Origin of the sequence: Acetobacter senegalensis (assembly GCF_001499615.1) — a bacterium.
Lineage (GTDB): Bacteria > Pseudomonadota > Alphaproteobacteria > Acetobacterales > Acetobacteraceae > Acetobacter > Acetobacter senegalensis.
Window position 1 is genome coordinate 3278548 of record NZ_LN606600.1, and the last position, 21340, is coordinate 3299887.

Annotated in this window: 17 protein-coding genes; 6 read left to right on the top strand and 11 right to left on the bottom strand. The window is 51.7% G+C overall.

Annotation, left to right across the window (positions count from 1 at the left end; genetic code table 11):
* Positions 1-255: 255 nt before the first annotated feature.
* Entirely contained in the window at positions 256-852 is a 597-nt protein-coding gene (locus ASN_RS15265) for a PadR family transcriptional regulator (protein WP_039903255.1), read from the top strand.
* A gap of 68 nt (positions 853-920) precedes the next feature.
* Positions 921-1706, top strand: coding sequence for a siderophore-interacting protein (locus ASN_RS15270; RefSeq protein WP_058988681.1), 786 nt, complete (start codon positions 921-923; stop codon positions 1704-1706).
* A 120-nt stretch (positions 1707-1826) separates the two neighbouring features.
* Here ASN_RS15270 and ASN_RS15275 read toward each other — a convergent pair whose 3' ends face one another.
* Positions 1827-4076: a TonB-dependent receptor family protein gene (locus tag ASN_RS15275; protein ID WP_058989391.1), complete on the bottom strand. Its 2250-nt coding sequence runs from the start codon at positions 4074-4076 to the stop codon at positions 1827-1829.
* A gap of 528 nt (positions 4077-4604) precedes the next feature.
* Here ASN_RS15275 and ASN_RS15280 point away from each other — a divergent pair.
* Genes ASN_RS15280 through ASN_RS15290 form a run of 3 tightly spaced genes read left to right on the top strand, consistent with a single transcriptional unit; the run spans position 4605 to position 6771 of the window.
* Positions 4605-5384 (top strand): ABC transporter permease, encoded by a 780-nt coding sequence (locus ASN_RS15280; RefSeq protein WP_099048387.1) that lies wholly within the window; start codon positions 4605-4607, stop codon positions 5382-5384.
* Entirely contained in the window at positions 5381-6133 is a 753-nt protein-coding gene (locus ASN_RS15285; protein ID WP_231948261.1) for an ABC transporter ATP-binding protein, read from the top strand. The genes ASN_RS15280 and ASN_RS15285 overlap by 4 nt, the downstream gene beginning before the upstream one ends.
* A 32-nt stretch (positions 6134-6165) precedes the next feature.
* Complete coding sequence (locus ASN_RS15290; protein WP_058988683.1) at positions 6166-6771, top strand: nitroreductase family protein; 606 nt, start codon at positions 6166-6168, stop codon at positions 6769-6771.
* Here ASN_RS15290 and ASN_RS15295 read toward each other — a convergent pair.
* A complete protein-coding gene (locus ASN_RS15295) occupies positions 6768-7757 on the bottom strand; it encodes an aliphatic sulfonate ABC transporter substrate-binding protein (RefSeq protein WP_058988684.1) in 990 nt (329 codons plus the stop codon). The genes ASN_RS15290 and ASN_RS15295 overlap by 4 nt on opposite strands.
* Positions 7758-8069: 312 nt before the next feature.
* Between ASN_RS15295 and ASN_RS15300 the strand changes: the two genes are divergently transcribed.
* Entirely contained in the window at positions 8070-9098 is a 1029-nt protein-coding gene (locus ASN_RS15300; RefSeq protein WP_231948262.1) for an acyl-CoA dehydrogenase family protein, read from the top strand.
* Between the two features lie 50 nt (positions 9099-9148).
* Here ASN_RS15300 and ASN_RS15305 read toward each other — a convergent pair whose 3' ends face one another.
* The 9 genes from ASN_RS15305 to ASN_RS15345 form a co-directional block, all read right to left on the bottom strand.
* Positions 9149-10792 carry an ATP-binding cassette domain-containing protein gene (locus ASN_RS15305; RefSeq protein ID WP_058988686.1) on the bottom strand — a complete coding sequence of 548 codons (1644 nt, stop codon included), beginning with the start codon at positions 10790-10792 and terminating at the stop codon, positions 9149-9151.
* The gene (locus ASN_RS15310; RefSeq protein ID WP_058988687.1) at positions 10789-11655 is read right to left on the bottom strand and encodes an ABC transporter permease; all 867 of its coding nucleotides are present in this window, start codon (positions 11653-11655) and stop codon (positions 10789-10791) included. The genes ASN_RS15305 and ASN_RS15310 overlap by 4 nt, the downstream gene beginning before the upstream one ends.
* The gene (locus ASN_RS15315; protein WP_058988688.1) at positions 11652-12608 is read right to left on the bottom strand and encodes an ABC transporter permease; all 957 of its coding nucleotides are present in this window, start codon (positions 12606-12608) and stop codon (positions 11652-11654) included. Before ASN_RS15315 ends, ASN_RS15310 begins: the two co-directional genes overlap by 4 nt.
* Positions 12605-14266, bottom strand: coding sequence for an ABC transporter substrate-binding protein (locus ASN_RS15320; protein ID WP_058988689.1), 1662 nt, complete (start codon positions 14264-14266; stop codon positions 12605-12607). Before ASN_RS15320 ends, ASN_RS15315 begins: the two co-directional genes overlap by 4 nt.
* Positions 14267-14292: 26 nt before the next feature.
* Positions 14293-15543: an acyl-CoA dehydrogenase family protein gene (locus ASN_RS15325; RefSeq protein ID WP_058988692.1), complete on the bottom strand. Its 1251-nt coding sequence runs from the start codon at positions 15541-15543 to the stop codon at positions 14293-14295.
* 201 nt (positions 15544-15744) lie between these two features.
* On the bottom strand, positions 15745-17001 hold the full coding sequence (locus ASN_RS15330; protein ID WP_058988693.1) for an SfnB family sulfur acquisition oxidoreductase: 1257 nt from the start codon (positions 16999-17001) through the stop codon (positions 15745-15747).
* A gap of 16 nt (positions 17002-17017) precedes the next feature.
* On the bottom strand, positions 17018-18400 hold the full coding sequence (locus ASN_RS15335; RefSeq protein WP_082666726.1) for an LLM class flavin-dependent oxidoreductase: 1383 nt from the start codon (positions 18398-18400) through the stop codon (positions 17018-17020).
* A gap of 15 nt (positions 18401-18415) precedes the next feature.
* Positions 18416-20659: a TonB-dependent receptor family protein gene (locus ASN_RS15340; RefSeq protein WP_058988694.1), complete on the bottom strand. Its 2244-nt coding sequence runs from the start codon at positions 20657-20659 to the stop codon at positions 18416-18418.
* A 135-nt stretch (positions 20660-20794) separates the two neighbouring features.
* The gene (locus ASN_RS15345) at positions 20795-21328 is read right to left on the bottom strand and encodes a flavin reductase (protein ID WP_058988695.1); all 534 of its coding nucleotides are present in this window, start codon (positions 21326-21328) and stop codon (positions 20795-20797) included.
* Positions 21329-21340: the final 12 nt, after the last annotated feature.

Here is a 21340-nt window from a genome sequence, read left to right on the forward strand (position 1 = left end):
TCGCCATTCAGAATAAGCCTGTTTTGCGCGCTTGGCAGAGTTAGTGCTCTGTTGGCCTGATATTTTTTCATAAAAATCAGCCTGGTTTTTAGCGCAATGTCGCTCGGCTCCTGTTTGGGTTTTAGCACGGGAGCCTCCATTTGAGTTTCTGAGCTACGCGAGAGAAGAAGGCAGCGAGAGGCAAGCCAAAACCATATCTAGATATAAGTCTCGATATATCTTGACATGCGATATATCGAGACTTATATCGGAATTATGAAACACAGAAATAGACACGCAGACGGTCGTCACCGTCAGACATTTTCTCCCGAAGGCCTAGGTGCCGGAGGTTCATCCCGTCCAGAAGGACGGCGCCATGGTCGTGGCGGTGGTCGTCGAGGCGGGCGCAACAGACTCTTCGATTACGGTGAGATGCGTCTTCTGGTGCTTGATCTGATCAGTAAAAAACCGACCTATGGCTATGAACTGATCAAGACCATCGAAGAAACATTCGGAGGAAGTTACACCCCTAGTCCGGGTGTAATTTACCCCACGCTTACCTGGCTGGATGAGGCTGGTTACGTGAAGTTTTCCGAGGAAGACGGACGCAAAAGCTACCATATCACGCCGGAAGGTGAGGCTTTTCTTGGGGCCAACAAGGGGGGATTGGAAGAAATTCTCTCAAGGGCCGCGACTGCCGAGCCAGATGGGCGCGGAGGAAGACGAAATATCCCGGTGCCCATTATGCGCGGTATGGAAAACCTCAAGACAGCCTTAAGGCTTCGGCTACGTAATGGTGGCCTTGATGCAGCGACCGAGGAAAAAATTGCTGCTCTCCTTGATGAGGCTGCGCGCGGCATTAGCCAATCCTGACACACTTTATATTCGGAGGGGGGGGGATTTATCTTCTCCCCTGTTTGGCTGGAGAAGGAAATAGACATATGAGTGCATTACTCCCACCCCAGCAAAATGATGCTCCCCAAATTCACCGCGTACGCCACGAACTTCGGCGGCGTCGGTTGGAAGTTGCATCGGTAGAGCGTTTAACGCCGCATATGATCCGTATCGCGTTGACTGGCCCGGAACTGGCTGGGTTTATCAGCGCTTCTCCTGATGATCACATCAAGATCTTCATCCCCGGGCTGGACGGTGTTCTTACGCGGCGGGATTACACACCGCGCCGTTATGATGCCAAAACTGGAATGCTGGTTCTGGATTTTGTCAATCATCACGGTGGGCCGGCTGCTGCGTGGGCTCGTGCAGCGACAGTAGGGGATACTCTGGAGATTGGCGGCCCCCGTGGATCGCAGATCGTATCAGAGAGTGTAACCAGTTGGCTGTTGATCGGGGATGAAACGGGCCTGCCAGCTATCGGGCGGCGTGTGGAAGAGCTTCCGGAGCGGAGTTCTGTGATAACGGTTGTCGCTGTATCTGACCAGGAAGACGAACAGAGCTTCGAAACATCAGCCCAGCATGATGCGCACTGGGTTTATAGGCCACTTGAAGAGGCAGATCAGGCACAAGGTCTTCTTGCAAAGCTGGCTGATATTGAAATACCGGAACGCACCTTTGTTTGGGTGGGAGCTGAGGCCCACGTGGCAAAAGCAGTGCGACATTATCTGCTTGAAGAACGGGGTATTAATGCTCGGTGGCTCAAGGCGTCGGGATATTGGCTGAAGGGGCAGGCCGATGTCTCAGTCAAAAATGTTGGGGAAGAGGCGATCTGAACGCCCCCCAACGTAATTGATGAAAATTTGCCCCTTAGACAGCATTTGCCTGACTCCTTCAGGAAAGGAGCCAGATATGGCTTGAAGCTAAAGAATACAATCGCAAGGGAAAAGTAGGGCTTAGTCAAACCCTACTGAAATTCCGGCGAAAATGCCGAACCCATCGCCCACCAGCAGCGCAGAAGGCTGTGTGGTGCCGCTTCCGTAAACAGGAACTACGCCGGTTGCGTAATGCTTGTTCGCAAGGTTGTGGAAGCTGAGATAAACCTGTCGATGCTTTTGGGGCCACTGGTATCCCATATTGAAGTTGTAAATATGGTAAGGGGCTGCCCGGTAGCGGTTATCATAAGATGCCAGAACAGATGATGCGACTTCAGCATCAACGGCGGCATAAAACCCGTTTTTCAGGTCCAGATGCAGTTCTCCCTGATAGTAATGCTGGGGAATGCCGGGAATGTGGTTATGGCCCCATACCGGGTCATGATTGAAGCGGAAGTCCTGATAAGTATAGGCTTGCCGTAAAGAAATGACGTTTCCTGCCCATTGGTAAAGATTGGAATGAAGTGCAAACTCCACACCCTGATGCGTGGTGGGGGAGGCATTCCCATAGGTTGCGTTGTTATACAGCTGTGACGTGGGTGTCATGACAGAGAGTAATTCATTGCGCACAGCCGAATGGTAGTAGGACAAACTCCACTGTGTTCCGGCATATTCTCCGCTGGTACCAACTTCAAACGAGGTGGCAGTCTGGGGTTTCAGCATGCTCCAGTCTTTGGTTAAACCGGTTGCGATGCCACTGGTATAGAGATTACCGGAGAGATACTGCCAATCCTGTGCTGGTTGGACACTGCGACTGACATTTCCGTAAACCTGAATATGCGGGTTAATGACATATCGGAAACCGGCGCGCGGAGAAAAATACAGAGCATCCTGACTAAAGCGGCTTTTTTCCGGATATGTCTGGCTACCCGAACGGGGGGAATAATCCAGTGCACCAGCGACCGTTAACCAGAAATTATGAAAAACTTCCGTATTGTTGCTAACATGAAATACATTGTCACTTCCGCCCAAATGGGAGCGTGTGACCAGTGTGCCGATTGCAACACCCGGATAGGCATCGGCGCGTCGGACACGGTTGTCAATTGTGGCGTGCAAATCATGCGTTGTGTATACCCCCACATCTGTATCGCTCTTTAGACCGAACAAGGTATCATGACGTTGGTAACTGAGAACGCCAGATGCGTAATCGATATCATAAAGAGAAGCAGTGTTGCCCAGTTCATGGTCCATGGGGGCGTTCATATAAACAAAGCCGAGCATAAGCTTTGAGTTGTCATCTATGCGTATGCTGACACGGTCTGCCGCGTACTTTGTGCCAGGTTCAATCGTTTTTGTTCCCCAGTAACGGTAGGGTTCCTGTGCCTGCTTGGGGTTTTGTGCAACCTGGGCACGGGTCAGATAATAGGGGTTACCTTCAGACGTCTGGCGGTAGCGGAAGAAAAACCGGTTTTCAACACGATCATTGAATTTATAACCATAATTGAAATTAACACCGAAGTTGGTGGATTTTGTGCTTTCCTGATACCCTGAGCGATAAGAGTTGGTGACGCTGATATAATAATCATGTTTGCCAATCACCTTGCCTGAACTGAGCTGCTCCTTGACGTAACCAAAGCTACCGGCTTCCACACGGGCTTGATAGGTTTGGGCATCATAGCCAGTATTTGTGACATAGTTGATCGCGCCGCCTAACATGAGGGAGCCGTAATCAAAACCATTTCCGCCGCGCAGGACTTCTGTATATTTTATGCCCAGTGGCTCCTGTAGTTCGTTCACGGTTCCAATAGGCGTGGTCAACGGCAAACCATCAAACAGGAAGAGAATACCGGAACGTGTTGCATTCAGCCCTGTCTGGATGCCTGAACCACGGATGGAAATGCGCAAGTCATCTGATCCGCAAGGAGCCTGTGCGAAAACACCAGCTTGATACTTGAAGGAATCCGCATTTGTGGCGCTTCGCCCACGTAGCATGACGGATGCGTCAATAACACTGGTTCCGCCGGGAATACGGGAGAGCCTGCGTTCAGCCTGCATAACGGCAGGCGTATGATGGTGCGTTACGAGGATCTGTTCTGCTGTATGGCTGGTGTGCGTAGCAGAGTGCTCGTGGTGCATACCCTCCATATTGTCTGCTTCTGGAGCATGGGAGTGCGTATGAACATGAACCGCCTTTTTGTGTGCGGCTGAAATGGTGCGCGCAGTGCTGGGGGCAGCGTTATGCGTCACAGGAGGCGTGCTGGCCAGTGCTGCCGAGGCTGTCACCAGCGCTGAGGTTGTCAGCAGGAGCCCTGTTCTGAAAGGGGGCATCATGAAAAAGGAACACACACGTGAAGCACGAACCGTAAGTGTAGAACGAGGTGCGGCGAGGTGATCCATATTTTTAATCCGTCAGGGTGAGATAATTATGCGACTAGAGTGGGTGGAATATAATGACAAAAATGATCGGTAAATATATAAACAACAAAATATAATGTGTGTTGCAAAATTAACACTACAAGAATGTGGAGGGAGGCTGTGCAGTGTGAGAGTTAAAAAGTTATATAAAACAATATGATAGGATATTATTCTCGCCACTTTTGTGAGGTGATAGGGAGTGAGCGCACTCTTTATCTTCGGTGGTCTTGAGTAAGAGTTGTATGTTTCTTTATGAGAAAGGGATGAGACTCAAATTTCACGTTTTATTTTGTGTGTATTAAACAATCGTAAAAACAGGTTATATAGATAAATAACGAACTGCATGGAAACTTAGGGCGGCGTTAGGGAACGTGGGCGCAGAATAAGAAAGGCTGTTTGATGGCAGAAAGCTATTCTGGGCACCGGGCAGCCCAAGAGTTACGGATACGGCAATTACGTTTTGTTGGGAGGGAAAGTCGCAGGTTTCTTTCGCCTCTTCTTCTTCTTGCTATTTGGCAGATAGCAAGCGTATCCGGGCTTGTTTCCGCGCGGATATTGCCGTCACCTGTTCAGCTTGCTCATACGGCATGGGGATTGATCAAGGATGGCTCCTTGCCTACCAATCTTCTTGTGTCTCTTGAACGGGCCAGCCTTGGCTTTGCTCTCGCCTTGGTAATCGGGGTGACATTAGCACTGATTGCAGGACTTTCCCGCTTGGGGGAGGACATAATTGATGCTCCCCTTCAGATACTCCGTACGCTTCCTGCTTTGGCTTTGGCGCCGCTGTTCATCTTATGGTTTGGTATTGGAGAAGAGCCAAAAATTCTACTGGTTTTACTGGGGGCGCTTTTTCCAATCTATCTCAATTTACATAAAGGCATTCGGAATATCGATCCCAAGCTTCTGGAAATGGCGCGCACGCTTGCTCTCTCCCGTGTTCAGACCATCATGGATGTGATCCTGCCTGGAGCTTTGCCAGACTTGCTGCTCGGGGTGCGCTATGCGTTGGGTGTTGCATGGCTGATGCTTGTTGTGGCGGAGCAGGTGAATGCAGAAAGTGGCATTGGCCACATGATGATGGATGCAGAAGATTTTTTACGAACAGATATTATTCTGGTCGGATTGATTGTTTACGGTTTGCTGGGATTGATTTCTGACCGACTTGTGAGGGCTGGGGAGCGTTGGCTGCTGGTATGGCAAATGCAGGGCGGTACGCGCGTATGAACCATATCATCTCAAACGGAGAAAAGGGGCAGGGTCTGTTGGTTCGGGAAAGAGCAGATGTGCGTATTTCCGGTTTAACCAAGCGGTTTGGTGACGGCCCTGCTGTGCTGGATCATTTGTCTCTGAATATTCCGGCAGGAGAATTTGTTGCGTTGCTGGGCCGCAGTGGGTCTGGCAAGTCCACTTTATTGCGGACCTTGGCCGGGCTGGACCCGGTTGAGTATGGAGACGTGGTCCGGCCCACAGCTGTTTCCGTCGTATTTCAGGAAAGTCGTCTGCTGCCGTGGCGGCGTGTCTGGCAAAATGTGGTGTTGGGGCAAAAAGGGCCCGAAGCAAAAAAACGTGCCTTGCAGGTTTTGACAGAAGTGGGCCTGGTGCATCGGGTGGACGCATGGCCGCTGACTCTTTCTGGTGGAGAGGCGCAAAGGGTGGCGTTGGCGCGTGCGCTTGTACGCGACCCATCTTTCCTGATGTTGGATGAGCCCTTTGCCGCATTGGATGCGTTGACCCGAATTCAGATGCAGGCTCTTGTTCTGACGTTGTGGAGGAAACACCAGTGCACAACCTTGCTGGTGACGCATGACGTGGATGAGGCTTTGGTGCTGGCAGATCGGGTCTTGGTGCTGGAACATGGGAAGATCAAGGTTGATCTACCCGTGCCCCTTTCACGCCCTCGTCGGCATGCTCACCCTGTGTTTGAGGAGTTACGAAGCGAGTTGCTGCAGGCGTTAGGCGTGCAGAACAGCTAAGAATTTTTACTTTTGAAAGGCATAAAAACGATATGACCAAAGCGCCAGAACGTTCAGCCGACACTTCTGCCAGCCCATTTATTGTGGATCGCTGGTCGCCCCGTGCTTTTACACCTACTCCCATATCTCAGGAAAATTTACTGACTTTTCTGGAAGCTGGTCGCTGGGCACCGTCAGCTTATAACGGCCAGCCGTGGCGTTTCCTGTATGCCAGACGGGATACGCCGGATTGGGAGCGTTTCCTCTCCTGGCTTATTCCGTTTAATCAGGCATGGGCACAACATGCGTCTGCTCTGGTTTTTATCGCCTCTCATACCGTCACATTTTCCAGCAGCACCGGAGAGCCGGTTCCTGCGCCTAGCCACGCGTTTGATGCCGGTGCCGCAGCGCTTCTGATTCAGTTGGAGGCGTCTCATGCGGGGTGGGCAACACATCCAATCAGCGGATTTGATCATGCGTTGGCGCGCGCTGGGCTGGAACTGCCGGAAGATTATGCCCTGCATGCCGCAGTTGTTATTGGTCAGCAAGGTGATAAGAGCCATCTGCCGGAAACCTTGCAGGGAAAGGAAACGCCCTCTGGCCGCCGGACTTTGGGGGAGCTGGCGTTTGAAGGACGTTTCCCGGTGCGTGAGGACTAACCCTTCCAGATCATGTCCTGCACATGGAGGCTATGCGGTATAAGGGCTTTTTGGGTGAGCAGGTCGGCAGCTTTTTGCTGTTCGGCCTGAGTTTGGGCGTCCATGAAATCGACGTCCAGAGAAAGGCGTGAGAGTGCCGTCTGGATAACGCTTGCCTCAAGCCCGGTGCTTGTTGCAAGCGTGTGCACCAGATCCTGTTGATTTTGGGTAACCCATGCTTTCAGGCCCGAAAGCGTCGAGATGATGCGCCGCACAATATCAGGATTCTGTTCTGCAAAAGCGCGGGCTGAGAGCAGGAATTGCCGATTGGGAGAGAGATTCTCGGCATTTGTCAGCAGTCTGGCTGAAGGGAGTGCCTCACCTGCGGCAAGATAGGGGTCCCAGATGGCCCATGCGTCAATTTGGCCCGTTTCAAAAGCAGCCCGTGCGGCGGCGGGTGTCAGATTAACAGGATGAATATCCGCAATTGTTAATCCAGCTTGAGTGAGAGCATTCAGCAGCAGGTAATGGACATTTGAGCCCCTGTTGAAGGCGACTTTTTTGCCTTTCAGATCCTTCAGTGTTTTTATCTCTCCTTCTTTCTGGACCAATAGGCCTTCACCCAAGGGGGCGGGGCCGCTGTGCCCGATATAGACCAATCTGTCTGGCCAGTTGGACTGAGCAAAGATGGGAGGGGCATCACCTGTTTCTGCAAGATCAATGGCGTTGGCAGCCAGAGCCTGCAACATTTGTGGCCCTGCAATAAACTCGGACCATTTGATAGTCCACCCTACAGAAGACAGGGCTTTTTCCAACAAACCTGACTGTTTGAGAATAATAAGTGTCCCATACCGTTGATAGCCAATTCGGAGAGTTTTATCCGCACTTTGAGCCAAGCTGTGCTGGGGGACGAGAAGTGTGGCCCCTGCCGTAGTAGCAAGTGCCGCAGTGAGGAGCGATCGGCGGCGGAGTTTGGGTGCAAAGAGGGGAAGGGAGGGAGGCGCCATGAAAAAAGATCTCCGTATTGTTTCTTGTTTTATGAAAACCAGTCTCTTTTTGGATCAGAATGGAAGTCAGATGCTCCGGAAAGACAGGATGGGTATTCCTTTTATTATCTATTGAATTCAAATAAACTATTAAACAACGAAAATTAATGGTTAAATTAACGCGTTTATGACAGGGAAAGACTGTATTCTATGACGGCGCAGGATATAGACCAACAGATTACATGTGTTCAGAAAAAAGTATCTGAAATACTCCCTGAGGTGAAAATCAGAGCGCGAGAAGCAGACAGAACGGCTGTTTTCCCATTTGAAACAATGCAGGCTCTTGCTCAAGCCGGGGCGCTTGATCTGGTATTACCGCGTTCACAAGGTGGTGCAGAATGTGATCTGGCAAGTGCTCAGGCTCTGATTGGGACCATTGCGCAGGCTGATCCTGTTGCTGCTCTTGTTTTGGTAAACCATTATATGGTGCATGCAGAATTGCGCTCATTACCGTCTTATCCTGTCCCGCTTCAGGACAGAGAGGCAACAGCGGGTAAATTGATCAATGCGTTGCTGGCTGAGCCTGATCAGGGTTCAGCATCGCGGGGCGGGCTGCCGGGAACAGTGGCGCAGAAAACAGATCAGGGATGGAGCCTTACCGGCCGCAAAGCGTACGCAACAGGCATACTCGCTCTTTCCTGGTTGCTGGTGCGGGCCAGAACGGATGGTCCTGAGCCGGAGATTGCTTTTTTTCTGATACCAAGAGAGGCTTCAGGCATAGCCGTTCTTTCGACATGGGATCATGTGGGTATGCGGGCTTCGGCCAGCCAGGAGATAGTGCTGACAGATGTTGCCGTGCCGAATGATCATCTCGTTTTTAAGGAAAAAGCTGGTCAAGCATCCAATTTTGGCAAAGTGCTGGGGATGTGGAATCAGGGGCTGCTAGGAGCGCTTTATGATGGTGTTGTGCGGACGGCTGTTGGTTGGACCGAAAATTTTCTTAAAGAGCGCAAACCGTCCAATCTGGGTGCCGCTCTTGCAACGCTTCCCGCCATGCAGGACGTGATCGGCGGTATACGGATCGCGCTGGATCTAAATCAGACCCTTTTACGCTCTTTTGCAGAGGCTGTGGCGCTCAGGGATAAGGAACGTATTCAGAAAGAAGCAGTTCTGATCAAGGTACAGACGGTTGATGGCGCCGCAGGTTTGACGCAGTCCTTATTGGCTATTGCTGGCAATGCAGGTCTTTCTGCACGTAATGATCTGGAGCGTTGTCATCGGGATGCTTTATGTGGGCGTATTCATGCCCCCCATGCGGAGCTTTTACGTAATAAAGCGGGACGCCAGGCGCTGGGTGTTTAAGGATTGAAGCCTCCTTCACTGTTGGAATGGTCTTTCTTGGTAAGATTTTTTTAGTAGGGGAGGCTGCTGGTTGCGTCTCCTATAAGGTGGGCAGCAGTAACCAGTTCCTGCGTAAAGGGATGGCGAGGATGCGTTAGGACGTCCTGAGCGGTACCGCTTTCAATAATTCGTCCATGCTGCATGACAATGAGATCATCCGCGATATTTCTTACCACGTTCAGATCGTGAGAAATGAATAGGTAAGAAAGATGCAGGCGTTTTTGAAGATCATCCAGTAGGTCGAGAATTTGTGCTTGCACGGAAACATCAAGTGCGGAGACAGGTTCATCACAAAGAATGACAGACGGTTCTACTGCCAGAGCCCGTGCTATGGCGACACGTTGCCTTTGCCCACCCGAGAGAAGCAGGGGGTTTTTGCTCAGGAGGGTATCCGGCAAGCGAACCTGATCCAAAAGCGCACGAATACGTGTCATCCTTTCCGGTTTTGGAACATGAATGACAGAAAGAGCATCATCCAGAATAGTCTGTACTGTCCAGCGGGGATCAAACGAACTGAGCGGGTCCTGATAGATAGCGGCCAATTTGGGCCTTCTGCCACGGCGAGCGGACTCGGGAACGTCGGTCTTTTCTGATCGTGACCAAGGTTCTCCCAAAAAATCTATGAATCCTGTTTGGGGTTTCTGAAACCCCATGATCATGCGGGCTGTGGATGTTTTGCCGGAACCGGATTCTCCAATCAACGCTAATGTGCGGCCGGGAAAAAGGGACAGGCTGATATCCTGCACAATATGTTTTCTGGTGCCATCCTGCCGTTTGATAGAGAACGATAAATTATGTGCTTCCAGCAACGGCAACGCTGTTTGGCGGGCCGGTGCAGAGGGGCGCGGCGGTCTTCTTCCGGGTTCGGCATCAAGCAGCCTGCGGGTATAGGAATGTAGGGGAGCGGAAAGAAGGTCCGCCGTGCGGCCTTCTTCAATCATATGCCCATGATGCATGACAATAACGCGATCTGCCAGGCGAGAGACAAAACCAAGGTCATGACTAATGATCAGAATACCATGTCCCGCTGCACGGAGCTGTTTCAGCAGTTCCAGAATTTGCACCTGAACGGACGGATCAAGGGCTGTTGTTGGTTCATCCGCAATCAAAAAGGGTGGATTCATGGCCAGTGCGCTGGCAATCAGAGCACGTTGACGCAGGCCGCCCGAAAGCTGGTCCGCCCGAAGGTGAACACGCTCTTTGGCCAAAGGAATGCCAGCTTGCGTTAGCAACTGTAACACACGGTCTTCTCGTGTGGTTTTGGTGCCCCATTTATGGGCTGTCAGGGCTTCAGTAATCTCTGTGCCGATTGAGCGTAGCGGGTCGAGTGCGACCAATGCATCCTGCAGGATAAAGCCGATTTCCGCACCGCGTATCTTGCGCCATTGCTGTTCTGTGTTGGCTAGAAGCGACCGCCCGTTAAGAGACAGATGGTCCGCTGTAATCTGGGCATGTGGACCCGAAAGACCAAGTAATGCGCGCGCGGTAACGGTTTTGCCTGAGCCAGACTCTCCAACAAGTGCGACAACTTCTCCCGGTGTGAGGGAAAAGGAGAGGGAATGCACGGCTGTATGGGAAACCCCACCCGAACTGAATGTCACGGACAGATTTTTTACACTCAGCCCAGACTGAGATGTGTCAGAAAACGCGTTCATGAGGAACTTGTTTCAAAGTGATTTTTCAGGAAGCGTCCCAATGTGGTTGTTGCCAACATGGTAAGAACAATAGCAACGCCGGGGAAAAACGTGATCCACCACGCCTCGGCAATATAGTCGCGGCCCATAGCCAACATGGTGCCCCATTCTGCGGCAGGAGGTGGTGCGCCGAGCCCCAGAAAAGAGAGAGAGGACGCCCAGATAATGGTCTGCCCAACACCCATGGCACCTGCAATCAGCAATGGACGAAACGCATTAGGAACTAAATGGCGCCGTAGAATGTGTGCTGGCGAGTGGCCGAGTGAGCGGGCCGCTTCAATGAAGCCCGCATGACGGATTGTCAGAAACTGCCCGAACAGCATCCGCCCGTACCCCGGTGCGGCGCCAATGCCGACCGCTACAATCAGAGGAAACGTGCCGGAAGAGAAAATGGCCGTTAACAGGAGAGCAAGAACAACGGCAGGGAATGAGAAAAGGATCTCAAAAATCCATTTAACACATTGTTCTGCGACGGCTCCACCAAACGCCCCGGGGATAGCGAGGCTTAAGGCAACGGAGAGAGCGAGCAGAATGGACCCTATTCCAATAACCAGAGAACTGCGCGCCCCGAAGATAAGACGTGTCCACATATCGCGCCCGGATTGATCTGTGCCGAGTGGATGTTGCCAGCCGGGAGCCGTAAATGCTTCACGCGGTGCAATGCCATAAGGGTTGCCATGTGCGAGAAGATGCGGGGCAATGGCAGCAAGAATGAGAAGAGTCAGGTAGAGTAATGCCAGAGCCAGCCCGATATGCTTTCCTGCCGGCAACCGCAGACGCGGAGAGGCTTTTAACGACAGCGGGAGAGAGTTGGTTGCGCTCATGCTCTTGCCTCCTGAATGCGTGGATCAACGATCACGTAGAGAATATCGGCCAGAAAGGACGCGAGGATATAAACAACAGAGATAAACAGAATTATACCTGTTACCAACGGCATGTCGTGCATGCTGACAGCCAGAAAAAGCTGACGCCCTAGTCCCTGCCGCGAAAAAATGAATTCAACAGCAACAGCATTTCCTACAAGAGCACCAACGGCCCATGTTGATAAGCTGACGCCCGGAAGCAATGCATGGCGTAAAACATGCCGGAACCTGACTGCGTTGTCAGATAACCCTCTGGCGCGCGCGGTTAGTACAAAGGGTTGATCAAGCGTGGTTTTGAAAGATTCCCGCATCACCTGAGCGAGGAAGCCCCCCAGAGGAATGGCGAGGGAAAGGGATGGGAGTATTAGCGATGAAAAACCATGCGTACCAGCTGGCGGAAGCAGCCCAAGCTGATAGGCAAACAGCCAGAGCAGGATGATGCCAATCCAGAACTGTGGAAGCCCGGCAAAAAAGGTTTCAAGAGAAGAAAATGCAGAATCAAAGAGCGGTTTGCGGGCAGAAAGGGTTACGGAAAGAACAGCAAAGCCCCATGCCAGAACGAGGGAGGAAAGCATCAGCTTCAGAGTTGGGGGAGCCTGTTGCCAGAGAACATCTGTAACCGGCATATGCTGCGAGAATGACGCGCCTAGATGGCCCGACAGCACATGCCAGATATGGAGTGCATATTGCACCATAAGCGGTTGATCCAATCCATATTCTTCACGGATCTCCCGAATTGTTTCGGGAGTTGGATTGGCGGAGCCGCCCAAAATGGCCGTAACAGGGTCTCCTGGAGCTAGATGAAGCGTGATGAAGGTTAATGTTGCTGCGGCAAAGAGAACCAGACAGGCTCCTCCAACGCGGATCATGAGTTTTTTTAGAAAAACAAAGCCGGAATTAGGGAAGGGGATCATTGTTCTACCCATGCGTCATATAATGTTGTGACGTTCAGCGCGGGCTCCAGCCGTATATCATGCACACGTTTTGAAATGGCCAGACGTGTGGTCTGGGGAAAAGTTGTGATCTGGAGGAACGCGGCAGAAGCAATTTTCTGGGCCTGATAGTACAGATTACGTCGCTGTTCAGTATCGGTTGTCAGAAGTGCCTCATTGACGATTTTGTCAAAATAAGGATTGCTGAAACCAGATTCATTCTGGTGGTGTCCTGAAATTCCGGCAGCGTCAAGAAACTCTGAAGAAAAAACAATACGCAGCACGTCAGCAGTATTTGTGTTCCAATAGCCAATCCGAACATCATAGTCCCATTGGCCTTCACGGGCGTTGACGGATGTATCGTCAGCATTTTCCAGTAGCACATCAAAGCCGGTCTCACGTGCCGTGGCCTGGACCTGCTCCCATAATGTGCGTTCAGAATTTGAAAGTGAGGAGCGCAGAGGAATATGAACGGTTAAACGGTGTCCATCTTTTGTGCGGATACCATCCGCATCTTTGGCACTCCATCCTGCCTGGTCCAGCAATATATTTGCCTTTTGGGGATTGTAGTCTGCCGCGTGTTCAAAATCGGGAGAATAAAAAGGCGTTGTGGGCGTAAGCGGGCCGCCTGCGCGCCGATAATGGTGGAAAAAAACGCTTCCGAGTGCGCCTTCTATGTCTGCGGACCGAAGAAAAGCTTCTCGCACTCGTGCGTCATTGAACGGGGCGCGGCGGGTATTGAGGGTGCCATTGGTGGGGTTGCCTGGGCGGTCCGCCATCAATAGCCACAGATCAGCATTATGCTGGGCAGGCGTTTGTGCTTCGGGCGGTAGAGTATCGATGGCATCAACTTCCGCAGCTTGCAGAGCTGCAAACCGGGCAGAAGGTTCAGGGATGAAGCGCCACTCAATACGATTTAAATAGGCTGGCCCATTGTGTAAGGCATAGGAAGGGGCCCAGTGATAGGCCGGGTTGCGTTCGAATAAGATCCTGTTCTGTCGATCCCAGCGGACAATGCGGAAGGGACCGGAGCCGACGGGGGCCTGACAGTTCAGGTCACGCGGGCGAGCGAGTGCCTTGGGGGACTCAATGCCGAGAAAACCTTGGGCAAGCACTTCAAGAAACGCGGCATAAGGACGGCTGAGGTGGACAGTGGCAGTATGGGCGTCAACAATTTCGGTTGAATGATATTGGCGAATATAACCGCCGGCCGTGCTGGATTGCGTGGCCGGATTAGCCATATGATCAAGGTTGGCTTTTACGGCTTCTGCCGTGAAGGGCGTGCCATCGGTAAAGGTGACGTCTGACCGCAAATGGAAAGTGTAAGCCAGTCCATCGGGTGAAATATCCCAACTGGATGCCAGCCACGGATGAATGCTGCCCGCTTTGTCCATTGAGACAAGTGAATCAAGATATTGTTGTGCCACAAAAACCTGCGGCATATCTCCTTGCACATGGGGGTCCAGGCAGACAGGTTCACGGTCCGTTGCGTAGATAAGCGTTCCGCCCGAGATAGGTGACGTGGCATTTCGCGCATGTTTGTTCTTGTGGCATGCTGCCAGAGGCAGACACAGGGCTGCCAGCAGTGCGCTATGGAAAACTGCTTTGCATGTGTGTGTGGCCGTGTTTCTGGCAAGCATGGAATATGACCGGTAAGGAAAAAAGGTCAGGCTGGTGCAAAATGCGGGGTGTGTTTTACATCCGCACTCGCCTTGCGGGTCCAGCCGGAATCAAGCGGCGTGCCGTTCAATTCCCAGTCTCCCAGTTCACGGGCACGCTGAATGGCTGGGTTGTGCGACGCCAGCACCCGCGCATTACGCCAGAACCTGTCCAACCGCCGCTTTTCTGAACTGGCTGAGGCACCGCCTACTTCAAACAGGCTGGTCGTTGCATCCAGAACCAGAGGAATAATAACCTGTTGTGCTTGGAAGGCTTCCAGTTCCGCCTGTTGAGAGACTGTATCTGGCAGGCCTTGCTCCCGAAGAAGAGAAGCCTGTTCCAGCGTTGTGGAGACCCGATCAACCAGCGCTTCTGCTGCAAAGGTCAGACTCGAGAGGCGACCGACAACTGTTTGCACAAGGGGGTCTTCACGCTGAAGAGACTGGCCCGGAACACCGAAAACACGCGTGCGCGGGCGCACAAAATCTATGGTTTCGCGTAGAGCCGCTTGTGCGATACCGGCCAACGTGGCCAGATGAAAGTTCTGGTAGAACGCAGTGAAAAACCGATCTATGGGTGAGGCGTCCTTTGGAAGGACATGATAAATCTGGTCTGCTGAGAGTTCGACATTGTCAAAGATGGTTGTGCCGCTGCCGGTGAGGCGCTGGCCAAAGCCGTCCCAGTCATCCACACGGGTGACGCCAGCAGCCGTGGTGGGGACAGCCACGCGGTAGCGTTTATCATCATGCACGGCTACAACCGCAATCCAATCAGCGTACAGGCTGCCGGTAGAATAATATTTGGTACCGTTCAGGTACCATTTTCCATCTTTGGGGGTCAGGGTGGTTGTGGTTTCAGTCGCTTTACCCAGCTCAGCCATGGCTGCGCCAAAAACGGCACCGGCATGAATTGTTTCCAGCCATTTTCCGGCTGAAGACCCTGTTCCGGCTTCTGCAAGGCGTTGGCGTTCCCCTTCAACAAAAGCAAAGTGCGCCCTTATGATTTGAGGAAGATTTGAATCTGCTGCGGCAAGTTTGACCAGTAGACGGAATGTCTCCCGCAAAGGCAAATTTTGTCCCCCCAATTCTTGGGGAATACGGGCGGCCGTAAAGCCACTCTGGCGCAGAGCATCCACCGCATCATAGGCCAGAATACGATTTTGCTCGCGGTCTATTGCACCTTCAGCAATCTGGTCAAAGATTGCCTGAAAATGGTTGGAGGGAGCTTCTGAGTGGTTGGAGAGCGGGGACTGAACCATGACGTGACTCGCTATATAACTCAAAAAATATGAACAATAACCATACAATCATAGTCTATCGTGTTTATTTTATAGTCAACACAATTCCACTTAACGAAACGGAAAACAGTTGAAAATCTGATAAAATAAGAGTGGGTTTATGATGAGTTCTGCACGGTGTGCAGTTGAAAGTCTTTACTTTCAATGGGTAAGGTGACGGCGTCAGCTCCAGGCATGAAGTGGAGGAAATGCGCCATTGAGGTAATAATCTCCGACTATGGCATATTTCCACCGAACTGGATCGTGCAATGTGTGGGTTCTGGCATTGCGCCAGTAACGGTCCAGATTATAGCGTGTATCTGTAGCGGCAGTTCCTGCCAGTTCAAACAATCTGTTTGTGGCCTCTATTGCCAGTTCTGTCGTGAAAATTTTCGCTTCTGCCGTGGCAATTTGGGCTGCCGCGACTGTATCTGGTGTAGCGTGAATAAGTGCTGCGTCAATTGTTTTTCCCGCTACGTCCAGCAAGGCACGGCACGCGCTTAAGCGCGCAAATAAACCCCCAAGAATATGGTGCGTGTAAGGATCTTCATGTGCATGATCCTGATGGCTGTCTATCCATGCACGTGTGCGGGTTTTTACAAAAGAGACAGTTTCATCAAGGGCGCCCTGTGCTATTCCACCATCAATGGCAGCCTGAATAAACTGTGAGATTGCGCTATCTGGACGCGGAGTATCAGGGAGATAGGACTTCCACGCAGGTATTACGCGCGTAACAGGGACCTTCACATTCTCGAGGAGAACTGTACCGCTGCCTGTCTGGCGCTGACCGAAGGCCGACCAGTCATTTAACACAGTCAATCCTTCTGTATTTCGGTCTGCTATGGCAAGCCAGGCCAGCCCCTGATCATCAACGGCAACAATTGGCACCAGATCTGCTGCCAGCGCACCGGTGCAGTAATATTTCTTGCCGGTTATGATGACATGATCCCCCTCCCGGACAAGTTGTGTCTTGAGATCGGTTAATGTTTTGTTTCCGCGCTCGGAAAAAGCATTCCCGCAGCGTTTTCCGTCAAGAATAAGGCCAAACAGTTCTTCTTTCTGGTTCTCCGTACCGCATGACGCAATCACAGCGACGGCGGCCCAATGGTTCTGGGCGATTTGCGCTAAAGCGCCATCTGCCGCAGCAATAGTCTGCACAACGGTGCCCAGCGTGGCGTAAGACACACCGGCACCACCGTGGGAGCGGGGAACTGTAATGCCCCAGAGGCCAGAAGAGGAATACTGGTTTAATTCTTCAAGCGGAAAATGGTCAGACTGTTCACGTGCCGCAGCGTTTTGTTTCAGATGAGCAGCTAACAGCTGCGCGACACGAATGGCGTCTGCGTCGTTTTCTATGCGGGTGGTAGATGTGGAGCGGGGCCAGAGTGGCGGCGGAACAGGTAAGCCAGAACCAATAACAAACGGATCAGACAAAGACATGACAGAGCACCTGATATTACTGTGCGGAGGCTAACGGAGGAGTGGCGTGAGTTTGCCGGCCTGCATGATTGGCGGGGAGACGGTCGCCTGCTCCAAAAAGCTTATGCCGCAGTGTGCCGGGCTGGTACGCGCGTTTATAGCGGCCGCGTCGTTGGAGTTCGGGCACTATGAGAGCAACAATGTCTTCAAATGTTTCTGGAGCAACGGCGTAAGCCAGATTGAAGCCATCAACGCCAGTTTGATCAATCCATTGCTCCATTTGATCAACAATCTGCGTTGGGCTGCTAACAAATGTTATGCCCATGCCGCCAATGGCCGCATGACGTGCCAGTTCTCCTACTGTCCAGATTTTGTCCGGGTTCATCACTGTCAGGGAATCAATGGCGGAATGGATGGCATCACTCCGAATATGACGCACGGGGTCTGTCGGCTTGTATGCGGAAAAATCAATACCGGTCCAGCCCGAAAGCAAAGTAAGCGCTCCCTCTTCACTGATGTAGCTTTGATAGTCACGATATTTTGCAAAAGCCTCTTCCTCGGTAGGGGCGGTAACAATGGTGAGGAGGGAAAAAACCAATGGTGTCTTCTTGGTTCTGCCAGCCTGCTGCGCAGCAGCCCGAAGGGAGCGGACGGTCTTGGCAACTGTGTCTTGAGAAGGACCGGCCACAAATACACATTCAGCGTGTGTTGCAGCAAACTGTTGACCGCGCGCCGAGGCCCCAGCTTGGAAAAGCACGGGAGTGCGTTGAGGAGAGGGTTCGGCAAGATGAATGGCATCTAATGAGAAAAAGGGACCATCATGCTGAATACGGTGAACTTTTGACGGGTCGGTAAAAATACCTTGTTGTTTGTCACGTAAAACGGCGTCTTGTTCCCAGCTTTCTTCCCAAAGCTTATAGACAACGTCCATATAGTCGTCAGCTATTGCGTAGCGTTGGTCATGCTTGGTCTGCACCTGCTTTCCGGTGCTTTTGGCCGCACTGTTCAGGTAACCTGTCACAATGTTCCAGCCAATACGCCCTTCAGTCAGGTGATCCAGTGTCGACATACGCCGCGCAAATGGGAAGGGATGTTCGTATGAGAGGGTTGCCGTAAGCCCAAAGCCGAGATGTTCGGTGACACCTGCCATGGCGGAAATCAGCATGGCGGGGTCATTAACCGGGATTTGGGCACCGTTGCGCAAAGCAGCATCGGGACTATGCCCATAGACATCATAAACGCCCAGGACATCAGCCAGAAACAGGGAGTCAAACAATCCTCGTTCCAATGTGCGGGCAAGGTCAGTCCAGTACCGGAGCGAGCGATACTGTGCCGATCGGTCTCGGGGGTGCCGCCATAATCCGCTGGCTTGATGGGACACGCAGTTCATATCAAAAGCATTCAGGCGTATCTCGGCCATTTTCGTTTTTCCTGTTCAGTTGAAACCGAGAGAAATGCCGCCGAACACGCCAAAACCATCACCTGGCTGCATGACAGAAAGCTGGGAGCCGCCAGCAATGTATCCGGGTACGACGATGGAGGCGTAATGGGTGTTGGCCAGATTATTGAAGTTCAGAAAAACTGTTCTGTGCTTGTGGGGCCAGGAATAACCCAGATGCGCATTGAAGAGATGGTAGGACGGGGCAAAATACGTCATGTCATACGCAGCGCCGACCTTGGATGAAACCTGAGCATCAAAACCGGCATAAAATCCGTTTGCCAGATCCAGATTTATGCCGCCCTGGTAGAAATGTTCCGGAATGCCGGGAAGGCGGTTATGCCCGAATACAGCATCATGCTTGTAATGAAAATCCTGCCATGTGTAAGCATTACGCAGGGACAGGCGATTGCCTTTCCATTTATACAATGTGCTGTCGAGAGAAAATTCCACACCTTGATGTTCGGTTGGAGAGGCGTTGCCATAAATGGATGTGCCCTGTGCTTGTGATTCCGGCGTCATAACGGCCAGCAATTCATTATGCACGGACGAATGATAATAGGTGAGTGCCCATTGATTGCCAGCATAATGCCCTGTTGTGCCAATTTCAAATGTCGTGGCTGTCTGGTTACGCAATTTTCCGGCAGTGGCATTCATACCAGCTTGCAAGGACGTGCTGGGATAATAGGAACCAGCGTAGTTGTAGTTCCAGTCATTGGGGGGTTGAAGGCTGCGGCTGACATTTCCGTAAATTTCGACATGCTTGTCCGGTTGATAGCGGAAACCGGCGCGCGGAATGAAATTGATGGAAGAGGTTTTGAACGGGTTGCTCGGCCCCGGAGAGGGAACATCGGAAGATTTCTGAATAAAGGCGAGCGCGCCGGCTGTAGTAAGCCAGAAATTATGAAATAATTCCGTGTTATTGCGAATATGAAAGTAGTTCTCTGTTCCGCCATAAGTAACATGTCTTAGAGACGTGCCTATGGGGTATCCTGCAAAATTTCCTGACTGCACACGTACACGGTTGGTTTGCCAGGCTTCAAGGTCAGTATAGGTTAGAATGCCAAAGCGGGTGTCACTTTTATGGCCGCCCAGAACATCATGCCGATCATAATTCAGCACGCCAGCAACAGTTTTATATCCCCAGACTTGTGAAAACCGTCCGTACTGGATATCAATTGGAGCATCTTGATAATTAAAGCCCAATTCAATTTTGGATTTATCATCAATTTTGATGGTGGTCATATCCGCGTAATATTTGGTGCCAGGCTGAATACGGTTTGATCCCCATTCCTGATATGGCTGTTGGGCCTGTTTGGGATTTTTCAGGATCTGATCACGTGTCAAGAAACCAGCCCAGCCATTCCGGGTCTGGCGATAACGGAAGAAAAGGCGAGTTGAAACACGATCATTAAATTTATAGCCAAAATTGGCATTTACGCCAAAGCTGGTTGCTTCCGTATTATGTTGATAGCCACCACGGTAGGAGTTGGTGAGGCTGATATAATAATCAAATTTTCCGAGAACTTGCCCGGAACTCAGCTGCTCTTTGACGTAGCCGAAACTTCCGGCTTCTGCACGCGCCTGATATTTCTGGGAGTTATATCCTGTCTGGGTCACATAATTGATGGCACCGCCGAGTTGCATGCCACCGTAATCAAAGGCATTCGCGCCCCGCAAGACCTCTGTATATTGCAGGCCAAGGCTTTCAAATAGTTCGTAGGGGGTGCCTGCGGGCGTGGTGACAGGCAGACCGTCAAACATCATGAGCATGCCAGAGCGAAAATAGTTGACGCCTGTCTGGATACCAGACCCGCGAACCGAGATGCGCAGACCGTCGCCACCGCCTGAAGCCTGAGCAAAAACGCCCGGCTGAAATGCTAGCGTATCCGCATTGGTGAGATTCCGGCCTTTCAGAATCTGCTGCGCATCAATAACGGTCGCTGCGCCTGGAATGCTACGGAGATGACTTTGGGCAACTTGAGCATCAGAACGCCGCTGTGTTGAAACGGATATTTCTTCTCTACTGGTTGCACGCGTCTGAGCTACGGGCTTGTTGGGAGAAGAGGCGGGAGCAGGGTGGCGTGGCTTTGATGTGTCCGCAGGAGGAGATGAGGAATGTTCTGCCGCCTGGGCTGCGGGTGGAAGCATGCTCAAAAATGCATATGCCAGCGCTGCATGCCGTGGAAGGGAGGAGCCGCGCTCAGAAAATTTAGGAGGAGAGAAAGAAAACCTGAGCATGGGAGGACTTTCTGTCAGAAAGAAGAGATATTACGGGGGAAGGCCAACGGAAAAGCAGCATCAACAGCATTCCTGTGCAGGAGTAAGCTCTCTACTGTGTGGAAATGAGTGCTTTATCATGAGGATTTTCCAGTTTTATTCAGGAATATGAGTGTGGGCATAGTTGCGCCGGAACCAGATCAGGCCAGGGTGGTGTGTATCGGAAGCGTTGACATGGAGGATATGGGCGAAAACGACAGAGTGCGATCCTGACTCAACAACATGCGCAATACGGCAATCAAAATTGACGAGCGCATCTTGGAGAAGAGGAGCCCCCGTGGCGTATGAAGACCAGCCCGCATGAGCGAAGCGCGCCTCCTGTGATTGGGAGCGACTGCTGAAAATATTGGAAAGCGGGTGCTGCGCGTGGGTCAGAACATTAACGCCTAAAACGCCATTTTTCAGAATGGGATCATGTGCGCTGGTATTTTTATTGATGCAGACCAATAATGTCGGCGGGCTATCAGAAACACTGCACACGGCTGATGCGGTAAATCCATACTGACCGGCGTTGCCATCAGTTGTCACAATGGTTACCGCACCTGGCAGCAGGGCCATGCCATCCCGAAAAGATTGGGAGGAAGGGATGGATTGCGGCTGAAGTGCAGCAGGATCAATAAACTGGTTCATTTTAGGGTCCGT

What these genes read in the sequence shown, in the direction of transcription:
- ASN_RS15265 (WP_039903255.1), top strand. Translation starts at nt 256, where the DNA reads ATGAAACACAGAAATAGACACGCAGACGGTCGTCACCGTCAGACATTT.
- ASN_RS15270 (WP_058988681.1), top strand. Translation starts at nt 921, where the DNA reads ATGAGTGCATTACTCCCACCCCAGCAAAATGATGCTCCCCAAATTCAC.
- ASN_RS15275 (WP_058989391.1), bottom strand. Translation starts at nt 4,076, where the DNA reads ATGATGCCCCCTTTCAGAACAGGGCTCCTGCTGACAACCTCAGCGCTG.
- ASN_RS15285 (WP_231948261.1), top strand. Translation starts at nt 5,381, where the DNA reads ATGAACCATATCATCTCAAACGGAGAAAAGGGGCAGGGTCTGTTGGTT.
- ASN_RS15290 (WP_058988683.1), top strand. Translation starts at nt 6,166, where the DNA reads ATGACCAAAGCGCCAGAACGTTCAGCCGACACTTCTGCCAGCCCATTT.
- ASN_RS15295 (WP_058988684.1), bottom strand. Translation starts at nt 7,757, where the DNA reads ATGGCGCCTCCCTCCCTTCCCCTCTTTGCACCCAAACTCCGCCGCCGA.
- ASN_RS15300 (WP_231948262.1), top strand. Translation starts at nt 8,070, where the DNA reads ATGCAGGCTCTTGCTCAAGCCGGGGCGCTTGATCTGGTATTACCGCGT.
- ASN_RS15305 (WP_058988686.1), bottom strand. Translation starts at nt 10,792, where the DNA reads ATGAACGCGTTTTCTGACACATCTCAGTCTGGGCTGAGTGTAAAAAAT.
- ASN_RS15310 (WP_058988687.1), bottom strand. Translation starts at nt 11,655, where the DNA reads ATGAGCGCAACCAACTCTCTCCCGCTGTCGTTAAAAGCCTCTCCGCGT.
- ASN_RS15315 (WP_058988688.1), bottom strand. Translation starts at nt 12,608, where the DNA reads ATGATCCCCTTCCCTAATTCCGGCTTTGTTTTTCTAAAAAAACTCATG.
- ASN_RS15320 (WP_058988689.1), bottom strand. Translation starts at nt 14,266, where the DNA reads ATGCTTGCCAGAAACACGGCCACACACACATGCAAAGCAGTTTTCCAT.
- ASN_RS15325 (WP_058988692.1), bottom strand. Translation starts at nt 15,543, where the DNA reads ATGGTTCAGTCCCCGCTCTCCAACCACTCAGAAGCTCCCTCCAACCAT.
- ASN_RS15330 (WP_058988693.1), bottom strand. Translation starts at nt 17,001, where the DNA reads ATGTCTTTGTCTGATCCGTTTGTTATTGGTTCTGGCTTACCTGTTCCG.
- ASN_RS15335 (WP_082666726.1), bottom strand. Translation starts at nt 18,400, where the DNA reads ATGGCCGAGATACGCCTGAATGCTTTTGATATGAACTGCGTGTCCCAT.
- ASN_RS15340 (WP_058988694.1), bottom strand. Translation starts at nt 20,659, where the DNA reads ATGCTCAGGTTTTCTTTCTCTCCTCCTAAATTTTCTGAGCGCGGCTCC.
- ASN_RS15345 (WP_058988695.1), bottom strand. Translation starts at nt 21,328, where the DNA reads ATGAACCAGTTTATTGATCCTGCTGCACTTCAGCCGCAATCCATCCCT.